The organism is Patescibacteria group bacterium (assembly GCA_028717685.1).
In the GTDB taxonomy this organism is placed as follows: Bacteria; Patescibacteriota; JAQUNI01; order JAQUNI01; family JAQUNI01; genus JAQUNI01.
On sequence record JAQUNI010000001.1, the window covers coordinates 70,693 to 82,153 of the forward strand.

General features: G+C 40.8%; 10 protein-coding genes. 5 read left to right on the forward strand and 5 right to left on the reverse strand.

What is annotated here, in order from left to right:
* The first annotated feature begins 27 nt into the window (after positions 1–27).
* Together PHW01_00390 and PHW01_00395 are read left to right on the forward strand one after the other, a co-directional pair.
* Positions 28–1,632, forward strand: coding sequence for a glycosyltransferase family 39 protein (locus PHW01_00390; protein ID MDD5626462.1), 1,605 nt, complete (start codon positions 28–30; stop codon positions 1,630–1,632).
* 162 nt (positions 1,633–1,794) lie between these two features.
* Positions 1,795–3,546: a glycosyltransferase family 39 protein gene (locus tag PHW01_00395; protein MDD5626463.1), complete on the forward strand. Its 1,752-nt coding sequence runs from the start codon at positions 1,795–1,797 to the stop codon at positions 3,544–3,546.
* A gap of 150 nt (positions 3,547–3,696) precedes the next feature.
* Here PHW01_00395 and PHW01_00400 read toward each other — a convergent pair whose 3' ends face one another.
* The gene (locus tag PHW01_00400) at positions 3,697–4,749 is read right to left on the reverse strand and encodes a hypothetical protein (protein ID MDD5626464.1); all 1,053 of its coding nucleotides are present in this window, start codon (positions 4,747–4,749) and stop codon (positions 3,697–3,699) included.
* A 120-nt stretch (positions 4,750–4,869) separates the two neighbouring features.
* On the opposite strand from PHW01_00400, the gene PHW01_00405 reads away from it, so the two are divergent.
* The 3 genes from PHW01_00405 to PHW01_00415 all read left to right on the forward strand — a co-directional run bounded on the left by PHW01_00405 (position 4,870) and on the right by PHW01_00415 (position 6,082).
* A complete protein-coding gene (locus PHW01_00405) occupies positions 4,870–5,364 on the forward strand; it encodes a hypothetical protein (protein MDD5626465.1) in 495 nt (164 codons plus the stop codon).
* A 153-nt stretch (positions 5,365–5,517) separates the two neighbouring features.
* Positions 5,518–5,778, forward strand: coding sequence for a hypothetical protein (locus tag PHW01_00410; GenBank protein MDD5626466.1), 261 nt, complete (start codon positions 5,518–5,520; stop codon positions 5,776–5,778).
* A gap of 28 nt (positions 5,779–5,806) precedes the next feature.
* Complete coding sequence (locus tag PHW01_00415; GenBank protein ID MDD5626467.1) at positions 5,807–6,082, forward strand: hypothetical protein; 276 nt, start codon at positions 5,807–5,809, stop codon at positions 6,080–6,082.
* 170 nt (positions 6,083–6,252) lie between these two features.
* Here the strand turns inward: PHW01_00415 and serS are convergent, their stop codons facing one another.
* From serS to PHW01_00435, 4 genes are all read right to left on the reverse strand, one after another.
* Entirely contained in the window at positions 6,253–7,539 is a 1,287-nt protein-coding gene (gene serS / locus PHW01_00420; protein MDD5626468.1) for a serine--tRNA ligase, read from the reverse strand.
* Positions 7,540–7,563: 24 nt separating this feature from the next.
* Positions 7,564–9,648, reverse strand: a complete 2,085-nt coding sequence (gene lysS, locus PHW01_00425) for a lysine--tRNA ligase (protein MDD5626469.1) — start codon at positions 9,646–9,648, stop codon at positions 7,564–7,566.
* Between the two features lie 287 nt (positions 9,649–9,935).
* Positions 9,936–10,394 (reverse strand): transcription elongation factor GreA, encoded by a 459-nt coding sequence (greA, locus tag PHW01_00430; GenBank protein ID MDD5626470.1) that lies wholly within the window; start codon positions 10,392–10,394, stop codon positions 9,936–9,938.
* A gap of 166 nt (positions 10,395–10,560) precedes the next feature.
* Positions 10,561–11,379, reverse strand: coding sequence for a bifunctional 5,10-methylenetetrahydrofolate dehydrogenase/5,10-methenyltetrahydrofolate cyclohydrolase (locus tag PHW01_00435; GenBank protein MDD5626471.1), 819 nt, complete (start codon positions 11,377–11,379; stop codon positions 10,561–10,563).
* Positions 11,380–11,461: the final 82 nt, after the last annotated feature.

Below are 11,461 nucleotides of genomic sequence, written 5' to 3' on the forward strand. Positions count from 1 at the left end.
CGAAGCTTTCTAGCAGGGTAAATAAAAATGCACACAAAAAGCAAAATCACAGTAGTTTTATTTTTACTGATTTTGATTCTCGCCGGCGTCTTCCGTTTTTGGCAAATCAGGGATCTTCCTGGCGGACTCTACTCGGATGAAGGCGCGAATGGCTTGGATGTTTTGGATATCTTATCCGGCAAGAACCGCGATGTCTTTTATGAGCGCAACTATGGTCGGGAGGGATTATTCTTCTACCTGCTCGCTCTCTCGGTTAAAATTTTTGGCATTGGTGTCTGGCAAATGAAAATCGTCTCGGGGATTTTAGGAATCCTCACGATTATCGGCCTTTATCTCTTGACCAAAACACTTTTTAACCGCACGATCGCCCTTTTAGCCTCTCTATTTGCCGCAGTGTCTATTCCTTATACTTTCTTGAGCCGCGTGGCTTTCCGCGCCAATATGCTGCCTTTTGTCTCGGTTTTTCTTTTTTATTTCTGCGTGAAGACCCTCAAAGATAAAAAGGATAAATACTTTTATTCTTTTTTAGCCGGCATCTTCTTAGCCTTAGGATTTTATACTTATATTTCTTTCCGCATTATCCCCTTCTGCATCATCGCTCTTATTATCCTATTTGAAATTATTTGCCGCCGCACTGGCAACCCGAAAGGATTTATTGTCCCTCACCGAAAACAAATTTTCACTGCTCTTATTGCTTTTCTGATTGCCATCGCGCCTCTTGCTTTCTATTTCTACCAACACCCCTCTTCTTTTTTTGGCCGCGCCAATGATGTTTCTATTTTGAATCCCAATCTAGCGCATGGCCCTTTTTATTATCTCCTCCGTAATGTTGGTCTCACCGCAATTATGTTTAATGTCTATGGCGATGCCAATTGGCGCCATAATCTTTCGGAAGCGCCATTTTTTGACCCTGTGACTGGCGTTCTTTTCTTAGTCGGCTTGATCATCGCGGCGACTATATTTTTAAAAACAGGTTTAAAAGTTTTAAAGCATAAAGACATCGCTTTGCGCGAAACCTTTGCCGGCTATCTTCTTATTTTTGGCTGGCTTTTCAGCCTCCTTGTTCCGATGATAGCAACAGAAGAAGCAATTCCGCATTTCTTGCGCAGTATTGGCATTATCCCTGTCGTGTTTATTTTTCCCGCTTTGGGTCTGCGCGCCCTTTTCTTACGCATCCGCTACCGACCAGTGATGCTCGGTTTCCTGCTTCTTCTTTTAGTTGTCTTTGTGGTTAATTATAATCTCTGGCTATATTTTCAAGTAGCTAAAAACTCTTACGGATATTATACCTCCTATTATGGCGATTTAACTTTGGTCAGTAACTATATCAATGAAATTAACACGGGTAATACTAAATCCTCTCTCACTACTAGCGCTAATACTTTTCTAGTGCTTGATGATAAGGCTGACCGCACTGTCAGCTTCTTAACTGCGCCCGCGAATCCTTATACTTTAATACCAATCAACGCAGAGATAAAAACGACCTATCCCGAAAGCGCGAAAATTATCTTCCCCTCTTTAAGTTTTAATCGCTTGGCTTCCTTCCAGAATATTTTCCCGGAAGCGAGATTAGTCTACGAAGAATACAATCGGTTTGGGGAAAAGGCGTTTGAAGTATATACCCTGCAATAATTTTTTTACTATTTATCAAAATTTAATAATTTTCCCTGCGAAAAATTTTCAATTTTCAATTTCTAATTTTTATTAAATTTTTAATCTTAAAATTTTTAAACATTTAAAATTGATTTATTGAAAATTTAATAAAAATTGAAAATTAGAAATTAAAAATTACTTATGAAATGGCTCACTAAATTTGCTCCTCCTCTTCTGATCACTATAATAGTTTTGGTTTCCTTTTTTTCGGTCCAAAAAGATTCCGCGATTATGGATGAGGTCGCCCATATCCCTGCTGGCTATTCCTACCTGAAATTTGGAGACTACCGCTTAAATCCCGAGCATCCCCCTTTAGCGAAAATGCTGTCCGCTCTTCCTCTCCTTTTCTTGCACCTCCAATTCCCCTTAAACCATCCCACTTGGACAACCGACGTGAATGGTCAATGGGAAGCGGGATATCAGTTTTTATACCACCTTGGCAATGACGCGGATCAAATACTCTTTTGGTCGCGCCTGCCGATTATCGCTCTTTTAATCTTGCTGGGGATCTATGTCTGGAAATGGGCAAAAGAGCTCCTGGGGGCAAAATGGGCGCTGGCGGTTCTGTTTTTGTATGCTTTCTCTCCCACGATTATTGCCCATAGCCACTATGTGACCACTGATTTAGCCGCAACATGTTTTATCTTTATCGCCTTTTATTATTTTGTTCATTATTTAAAAAAACCGAGCCTTAAGAATACTCTTTTGGCTGGTCTTGCTCTGGGCTTAGCCGAGGTCGCTAAATTTTCGGCGGTTCTTCTTTTCCCGTGTTTTGTTCTCCTTGCCCTTATTCCCCTCCTTTTAAACAGGTCTCCCCAAACTTCTTGGCTCAAGCAAACAAAAAACCATATCGGCAAATTTATCCTCATTTGTTTGATCGCGCTCGGAGTAATCCTTATTGTCTATCAACCCGCGGTCTGGGCTTTCAATTTAGAAAAACAACAAGAATTAATCCGCGGTTCTATCGGACCGGAAAAAATTGAAAATATTGTGCTCGCTATAAGTAAAATCCCAGGAGCGCAAGGTTTTGCCCAATATATCTTGGGCGTTGTGATGGTCTTTGCCCGCGTGGGAGGCGGCAACACCAATTACTTCTTGGGTCAGGTTTCTAATCAAGGGTGGTGGTATTATTTCCCAACCTGTTTTTTTCTAAAAGAAACAATTTCGGTCTTAATCTTAACAGGATTAGCTTTGCTTTTTGTGATTCGCAAATTTGTCATCAATCTCGTAAAAGACCGTCCGCGCAAATGGCTTCCTTGGTTTAGGGAATACGCGCTTTGTCATCTGGCGGAAATCTCAATGGTAGTTTTTATCATTGTTTATGGGGTAGTCAGCATGAGAGGCAAACTGAACTTAGGCGTCCGCCACATTATGGTCCTTTTCCCCTTTATCTATATTTTAATCATTAAAGAATTCAAACGGCGTATAGCAGAAACTGCCTATAAAAAACTTTTCACAGGAATATTGATTGTTCTCCTTGTTTGGGTTGGCGTGGAAGTCACGATAAATTATCCTTCGTACCTTGCTTATTATAACGAGCTTGGTGGCGGTCCGAAGAATGGCTATAAATTGATCACAGATTCCAATCTGGACTGGGGGCAGGATTTAAGACGTATGGCGGAATGGGTGAACGCCAATCCTGAAATCTCAAAAATTAAAGTAGATTATTTTGGCGGCGGAGTGCCCTCTTATTATCTTGGCGATAAATATCAAGAATGGCATTCGCAAAATGGACCAACAACGGGTTGGATTGCTGTCAGCGCAAATTATTTTTCTGAAAGTATTTATCGCAAAGATTCCACCTTTGCCACCTCTTACTATTATCTAGAATTAAAAAAGCCCGAAAAAATCTTCGGGCATTCCATATTTGTGTATTATATACCGGAGGAATAAATTTCTAATTTTCAATTTCTAATTTCTATTAAATTTTTAATTTTAAAATTTTCAAACACCATTAGAAATGAAAAATTTCTAGACGGGATAAACCTTTTAAAAATTAATTCATTAGAAATTTAATAAAAATTGAAAATTAGAAATTGAAAATTACTTATAATACACCAATCCCTGCACCCTTAAATCAATATAGTATTTAATTTCTTTATTATTTTTCCCAATATCCTCTTTGAAAACTAAGGTTAAAGCTTCAAGTTGGTTTTGCAAGCTCTGTCTAGTGTCAAAAAATATTTGATAACCTTTGTCCGTTTTTATATACAAGTCGCGGGAATCAGAAATCGGCACAATGAATTCTTGGATTTTCAAATCCGTCTTTAGAGATAACAAATCCCGCACTTGAAAAAGGAAACTTAAAAAAGAGGGGTCTAAAATCTGCTCGCGCGGTTCTACTTTTTTAAAAGACTGATCATAAAGAACGGGTAATCCCTTTTCCCATACCGTTTCCTCGGGAATTTCCTCGCCGATTATTCCTTCCGCATCTAAAAAGTGATAAAGAATAGTGGGATTTTCGGGATAGGAGGTTGGAGTCAAGATGGCTTGTGACTCTTTATCTTTAACTTCCCCGATTTCCTCCCTACTCGTAGAATCACTGGCAAAAGCTTCAGGGGGTAAAAATAAATCCTGCGGCGCGCCATTTGCCCAAATCGCTTTCGGCTCCCTCTCGGTAATGATAATTTTTAAAACATCGGGGAATTCTTTTTTAATGTCTATTTTCTCAATCTGGGCAAAATGGGCATAGATTACGCTGCTTAAATGCTTTTTACCCGCAATAATCAAATTTTCTTTGGGAAAAATAAAGGCGCGTCCCTTTAAATTCTCGCGCGCCAAATTTTCCACATCTTCACCCTTGACATTAACATTGCCTACCACTACAATCTCCTTGATTTGCCAGAACGGAAAAAAGAATAAAAAATAAACAAGCGAACCTAACGCAAGCAAAAAAAGGAAAAAGGCAATTTTCCGCTGCAAATGTCCCGAAGCCTCGCGGACGCGAAAACGAGGAGTCGCGAGATAAATCCTCGGGCTCGCTAAGGTCCGCTTTTTCCTAAAAAACCCGCGTTTCCACTCCACTTTCCTTTTGCGGGATTTTTGTTTATACGGGTTTAAGTATAATTTTTTGCGGCTGGGTTTATGAGAAAACACTTGACAAAATACTAATGTTTATTATATAATATTAACTCGCTCTTTGATGGTACATTCTATATCTATATTTAGTTGTGCTTTGAATAGTTACAAAAAATTCTAATAATAAGGAGAGATGTTATGTCTTTTAATAGCGATATATATGATAGTTTTAGGGATATAACAACACCATATCAAGAGAAAAAAGTCGTAGCAGAAAAATTAGAAGGGATTATGCAAGAAATAGGAGAAATCTCTGCTAATTTGGTGCAACTCAACTCTGTGGAATTGTTAAAAGAGATTCTTTCCTTCCTTAAGCAAGATAGGCGAGGAGAAGCAGAGGAAGCCATTGGAAAAGCATGGCCAACTCTGGAACGTGAGTATTATAGTCTCGCGGAAGGATCCTCTTCCATCCCTCCTGAAAAGAAAAAAAAATTCTGGAAAATAGCCTCTTTAATAGAAGAGGCTGAGGACGATTTTATAGCCCAAGGATTAGATACTAACGTGTCTTTTTCTTTGGGCGGGGATAGCCATATAAGAACCATTAAACAGGACATGTGGCTCCCTCCAGACAAAAGAACCTATACGGTTCTTTTGCAAGAATTAATGCAAGCTGTATCTCTTCCGCAACCCTAAAAGTTGCGGATTTTTTTATAAGAATTGAAATATGATTTTTCACGATGCGATTTCCCAAACACTTGCTCTGTGATTAATCTTCTGCTTTAATATAAACAGGTTTGTTCCTAAATGCACCCTTAATGCACCTTGAATATCTTCAGGAGGTGAAAAATGGCGGAAGGTTTAAATATAAAACTAAGCCCTGTCCAAAGCTTAACAGCAAGAATAATCGCTGGAAAAGAAAATATGACAGGAGAAGAAATAATAACTGTCGCCCTAAACCTATATGAAACCGTACAGGGTGAGCTAGACTCATCACCTGACCGAGTAACCTTAGCGTTGGTGAAAAACGATGGAGAAATTTACAAGGAAATAATTCTCCCTAACCATATTCCTATACTACCCGCCCACACCGATATAATTTCAATATAAAAACCATCATCTTAAGGGAGGTTTAACAATGTCAGAGTTGAGTATCACATTTAGTAAGAACTGGAGTGCCGAGATAACAAGAATGGCTGAAAAAAGGGGAATAGAACCAAAAAACTTGATTTTAGACGCGCTGACTGTATTATCAGCCTTAGAAGAAGAACTAGCTTCTGGAGAGGGAAAACAAGGTTTAGCTTTAGTAAGCCCCCGTTTCCGAATCAGAAAAGAAATAGTGCTTCCCCGTTATTCCTCTAAACTATTAACAAAGAATGCGCTCACAATAGAGCCCACACTCGCCGTAGACTAAAAGCTACGGTTTTTTTATTCTACTAGACCCTTCTCCGCCTCCCGCTTCCCAAGGGGAGAGGAGTTATTATCCCCTCCTTTCCAAGGAGGGGCTAGGGGAGGTTCTGAGTCAGAACCCCACCCATCCTCCCCTTGGAAAGGGGAGGTGGGGGGAGAAAGGAAGGGGTCTTTCTACCTCTTAATCTCTTTGAACCCACAATACTTCTGCAAAATCTTGGGCACTTCAATGGAACCGTCTTTGCGCTGGTAATTTTCCATAATCGCAATTAAAACCCTACCAATCGCAATAGCAGTAGAGTTGATAGTATGGACAAATTTTTTATTCCCTTTCTCGTCTTTATATTTGATATTCAGACGGCGCGCTTGGAAATCCGTGTCGTGACTCGCCGAAACTACCTCGCGATAACAACTCTCTGACGGCAGCCAAGCTTCTAAGTCAATTTTTTTAGCATTAGGCGCGCCCAGATCGCCGGTTGCGATATTCACGGCTTGATAATGAATTCCCAAGCCCTGCCAAATTTCTTCCACGATTTTAACAATCATTTCGTAAACTTGCCACGAATCTTCTTGCGTAGCGAACGCGAACATTTCCAGTTTATCAAATTGATGCCCCCGCAAAATTCCTTTTAAATCCTTACCATAAGCGCCAGCCTCCCGCCGAAAGCAAGACGAAAAACCCATATAAAGTTTTGGTTTCCCGGGGGCTAGCCCCAAAATCTCGTCCATATGGTACGCTGCAAGCACAACCTCGGCAGTGCCAATTAAATATAATTTTTCTTTTTCATCACCCGTGAGCTCATAAATCTCATTTTTATCCGCGGGGAAGAAGCCTGTGCCATACATCGCGGCTTCGCGCACGAGCATAGGCGGCAGGATCGGAGTAAAACCTTTTTTAATTAAAATATCTAAGACATATTGTATAAGAGCAAATTCCAGGCTCACAAGCTCGTTTTTTAGATACCAAAAACGGGCGCCTGAAACCTGCGCGCCTTTTTTAATATCTATTAAATCCAAAGCCTCTCCCAATTCATAATGGGATTTGGGTTTAAAATCAAATTTTGATGGCTCTCCCCATTGATGATCCACCGCGTTGCCAGAAGCATCCGACGCCACTGACACAGAATGATCCGAAAGATTGGGAAATTGATCTAATAAAATTTTGATCTCCGCTTCTTTCTTCTCCAATTCCTCCCTTAAAACCTGCAATTGCTCCTTGTTCTTTTTCATTCCCATAATCATCTTGGCTTTTTCCTCCTCGCCCTGCGTCTGCACAACCTTTGCTGAAAATTCGTTCTTGACTTGTTCCAACTCATTTTTCTTTTGAATTAATGCCCGCCGTTTTTTATCCCAATCTAAAAATTCATCCACTTTTCCTGATGGCATTGCCTTTAAATGGCGATTTTTTAATTCTTGGCGCCAGAGGTCTGGCTGTTCGCGCAATAATTTTATGTCAATCATAATTTTATCTTTATAACGTGAATATTAAAGTCCTAAATTTTGAGATATATCTTGCATCGCCCGGAGGCCGATTTTCACAAACTCTTCTAAAGATAAACCAAAGGATTCACAAGAAGTAATTACTTCTCGCCGCGCGCCTTGGGCGAAGGATTTTTCTTTAAATCTCTTTAAGATAGACTGCATTGATAAATCAGATAATTTTTTTGATGGCAAAACCAAGGTGGCAGCCACAATCAAACCAGTCAAAGGATCCACAGCGTAAATCGCTTTTTCCATCAAGGTTTTGCGAGGCGCGCCGCATTGATCATTATGCGCCTTAATGCCAACCAAAATTACGGGATGCACTCCTTCCTGCTCTAAAATCCCTACGGTGGTCGGACCGTGTTTTTCCGGCGCTTCGCGATAATCAAACATTTCCATATCTAAGTCGTGCAGAAGACCAGTAAGCCCCCAGACTTCCTTATTCTTTTGAAAATGCTTGGCAAGAGCAGCCATTATCGCTTCCGTTGCCAACATATGTTTGCGCGAATTTTCATTCTTCACATATTGGCAAACCAAATCCCAAGCTTTGGCGCGCGTAATCCCTAGGTTCTCTGCCTCTTCGTTTTGAGCGGGCGCTTTTGTCGCTGGACAGACCTTTTGCGTATTTAATGGTTTCATTAAAGGAAAAAATACTGCCTCACGGATGCTCGGAGCGTTGGTTAAAAACATTACCAGACGATCAATACCCATGCCCCAACCCGCGATCGGCGGCATTCCGTATTCCATTGCCCGCACATAATCTTCATCCATCATATGCGCCTCCGCGTCTCCCGCTTCCCGCATTTCAACCTGTTCTTCAAAACGCCTACGCTGCTCCAGAGGGTCAACTAACTCAGAATAAGCATTGACTAATTCCTGCCCTAAAACCACTAACTGAAAACGATCCACAATCTTTGGATTCTGGTCATTCCTGCGCGCCAAGGGCGATAATTCAATGGGATGACCAGTTAGAAAAAGGGGACCTTTAATTTTCGGCCGCGAAACCTTTTTGTATAATTGATCTACTAAACCCCCAAAGCCTAATTTGCCAAAGCCTTCAATTTCAATTTTTTTCTTCCGCATTTCCTTTCTAAGTTTCTCCGCGGTATCAGCCTTGTTAATATCAATACCGCAATCTTCCAAAATCAAGCTTCCAAAATTTTTTCTCTGCCAAGGAGGAGTAAAATCTATTTTCTGACCTTGATAGTCAATCTGCAAGCTCCCAAAAACGCGGTTTAAGAGATAAACCAACATTTCTTCAGTTTGCGCCATTAAAAATTCATAATTTTTGTAAGCCCAATAAAATTCCAGCATCGTAAAATCTTGAAGATGGGCGGTGTCCATTCCTTCATTGCGAAAAACCCGCGCCATCTCAAAAACCTTTTCCAAACCGCCTACAATTAAGCGCTTCAAATATGTTTCCGGCGCAATCCTTAAATACAAGGGAATTTGCAGGGCTTCGTGCTCTGTAATGAAAGGACGCGCGAGCGCGCCCGAAGCCTTGGTTTGAAGCACTGGCGTCTCCACCTCCAAAAAACCCCTCTCCGTCAGAAAATCACGCAGGGCATCGCAGATCTCCGCGCGCTTTTTGAAACGCTCACGCACTTCCGGATGAACAAGCAGATCCAAATAACGTTCCCGAAATCTAATCTCTTGATTAGAGAGACCTTTCCATTTTTCCGGCAAAGGACGGATGGATTTAGCGAGAATTTTATAATCGGAAACGAGGAGGGTTCTTTCCCCTTTCCGAGTGACAAATACGGTTCCTTGGAGTTCAATAAAGTCGCCAATGTCAAAATTTTTAAAAAATTTGTATTTCTCCGGACCTGAAATGTCTTTTTTGAGATAAGCTTGGATTCTGCCGCTTTCATCATCAATATGGATGAAGGTAGAGCCGCCGTGTTCGCGAATGTTGCGTATGCGCCCCGCGACCACAATCTCGCCTTTTTCTTTTTCTATGGCTTCAAAATCATCCAATATTTTTTTGACTGTATGCGTCCGACGCGAAGAATCAGGGTAAGGATTGATTTCGGCTTTTAAAATTTTATTCAATTTTTCTTTGCGATTTTGGATTAAATCTTTAAGCATATATTTTATTATACCTTGAGTTACGAAATTCATTTTGTTATTGTGGGAGATTTTTCCTCCTCTTGACCTGCGGGAGACAGGGAGGGGTCTAATAAATGACTATTCTCCCTCCCCCTCCGCCTCCCCCTCGGGCAGGGGGAGTGTAATCAAGCTCCTCGTTAATAGATGACATATTCCGCAATTCAAGGTCTTTAATATATTATACCAAAAACCGTAAATTTTACCAAACAAAAACAGAGACGCAAAATTTCACGTCTCTACGCATAAAATATTTATCATCCCTCTCCTTAAGATATTTCCAAAATTTTGTATTCTATCTTACCACCCGGGGTCTCCACCTCTACTGTATCTCCTTTTTTCTTACCAAGAAGCGCCTGACCAATCGGGCTTTCATTAGAAATCTTCCCCAATGGAGGGTCAGCCTCGTTGGAGCCGACAATAGTAAATTCCTTCTCGCTGGCATTATTTTTCACCTTCACACTGTTTCCCACTGCCACAATATTATGCTGACCATTTTTATCAATAATAACCGCATTTTTAATCGTATTTTCAATCTCTATGATCTTTCCTTCATTAAAAGCCTGTTCATCCTTTGCGTCTTGGTATTCCGCGTTTTCAGAAAGATCGCCCAGTTCCTTGGCTACTTTAATCCGATTGGCAATTTCTCTTCTCTTGACTGTCTTGATAAACTCCAATTTTTCTTTTAATTTTTTAAGCCCTTCGGCAGTAATATATTTCTTTGTCATATTTTGTAAGTTTTTTAAAATGCGCTTACGCACTATATAAGCACATTTCTAGAGTTTTCTATTTAATTTAATATCACCATCATAATCCAAGGAAAAGGTGATGTCAAGAGGATAAATCAAATGCAAACTTTAAAAATCAAGATGCCTGCCTAAGCTGTTACTTAAGCTAACGGGGATTTTTAAACTTTGCATTATTTACCAGTTCCACCAGATTCATAAGGAGCATCATCACGGTCATTGGTCCGACGCCGCCCGGCACAGGCGCCAGAAAAGAAGCTTTTTTCTTCACGCTCGCCGCTTCCACATCCCCTTGGATTTTTCCCGCCCTCCAGCTCGTACCGGCATCAATTACGACGGCTCCTTTCTTGATCATCGTCCTGCGAATTAAATTGGGTTTACCCACACCCGAAATAATGATATCAGCTTTTTTAACTTGAGCGGCTAGAGCTTTTGTATTTTGATCGTAAACCTTTACGCTTGCGCCTAGTTTTTGCATTAAACGCGCCGTTGGCTCGCCCACTAATTTCCCCGCTCCCACTACCGCTACTTTCCGACCCTTCACTCCAATCTTATATTCCGCAAGAAGCGCGGCAATTCCTAAAGCCACAGGCGAGACGACAGCGCGATTTTTAAAACCCTCTACGTCCATCTTCTTGGGTATACATTTCAAGACTTGATCTCTATCAATACCTTGAGGCAGGGGCAATTGTACCACTACGCCGTGAGGTTTTTTTTCTTTAATCGCTAAACGCAATATTTGGCAAATCTTTGGAGCGGGAGAAGAGGGAGGCAAAGTGACTAAGGAAAAGCTGACCCCCAAGGAATGGCAAATTTCCTTTTTCTTGCGCACAAAAATTCGGGAGGCTCGATCCTGTCCGACCATCAAAACTAAAAGGCGAGGCTTTATAGATAGGCCCTTTATCTCCTTCTGAAGATAATGAAAAAAATTTCGGGCTAGTTTTTTACCATCTAAAATCTGGAACATAATATTGGTAATCAGTAATTAGTAATTAGTAATTGGTAATCGGGAGTCCTATAAATTACAAAATTTTTGAAAAGGAGTGAGC

Bases quoted from the DNA above. Each gene is read 5' to 3' on its own strand.
- PHW01_00390 (MDD5626462.1), top strand. From the start codon at position 28: ATGCACACAAAAAGCAAAATCACAGTAGTTTTATTTTTACTGATTTTG.
- PHW01_00415 (MDD5626467.1), top strand. From the start codon at position 5,807: ATGTCAGAGTTGAGTATCACATTTAGTAAGAACTGGAGTGCCGAGATA.
- greA (MDD5626470.1), bottom strand. From the start codon at position 10,394: ATGACAAAGAAATATATTACTGCCGAAGGGCTTAAAAAATTAAAAGAA.
- serS (MDD5626468.1), bottom strand. From the start codon at position 7,539: ATGATTGACATAAAATTATTGCGCGAACAGCCAGACCTCTGGCGCCAA.
- PHW01_00395 (MDD5626463.1), top strand. From the start codon at position 1,795: ATGAAATGGCTCACTAAATTTGCTCCTCCTCTTCTGATCACTATAATA.
- PHW01_00435 (MDD5626471.1), bottom strand. From the start codon at position 11,379: ATGTTCCAGATTTTAGATGGTAAAAAACTAGCCCGAAATTTTTTTCAT.
- PHW01_00410 (MDD5626466.1), top strand. From the start codon at position 5,518: ATGGCGGAAGGTTTAAATATAAAACTAAGCCCTGTCCAAAGCTTAACA.
- lysS (MDD5626469.1), bottom strand. From the start codon at position 9,648: ATGCTTAAAGATTTAATCCAAAATCGCAAAGAAAAATTGAATAAAATT.
- PHW01_00405 (MDD5626465.1), top strand. From the start codon at position 4,870: ATGTCTTTTAATAGCGATATATATGATAGTTTTAGGGATATAACAACA.